Here is a 376-nt window from a genome sequence, read left to right as displayed (position 1 = left end):
ATTGAAACAAATTCAAAAAACAAGAGCGCTGGGTTCTTGAAGGGCGCGATGATTTAGGCTCAGGATTTTTCCCTCCCGCTCCACTGCCTAGTGACTTTGCAGAGCCAATGAGGAAGCGAGTTGAAATGTATCCGCGAGAGCGGATATTGTTGTATTCTCGGTTTTTATTCTTTTGTAATATTGAAGTAAGATGTGAACAAAAACAGGTTGTCTCACCCATTTTATTTAATGAAGCGATTATTGAAAAAGATATGGATGATTACTATTTTTTTATTAATCATATACAGCCTGATATAAATGAATCATTAACTCAACTTTTAATTACTGAGGTTTATGGCCATACAAGTATTAATAAAAATGCAGATATTAAGTCAGC

1 protein-coding gene is annotated in these 376 nt (G+C 34.8%); it reads left to right on the top strand.

All coding sequences use genetic code 11. From position 1 onward, the window contains the following. Window positions 1-107 precede the first annotated feature (107 nt). Window positions 108-376: hypothetical protein (locus tag CWB75_RS18950; RefSeq protein WP_138571436.1), on the top strand; the 269-nt coding region annotated here is incomplete at its 3' end.

Source organism: Pseudoalteromonas sp. S1608, assembly GCF_005887265.1.
Taxonomy (GTDB): Bacteria; Pseudomonadota; Gammaproteobacteria; order Enterobacterales; family Alteromonadaceae; genus Pseudoalteromonas; species Pseudoalteromonas undina.
This window is presented reverse-complemented; position numbering and strand designations above follow the sequence as displayed.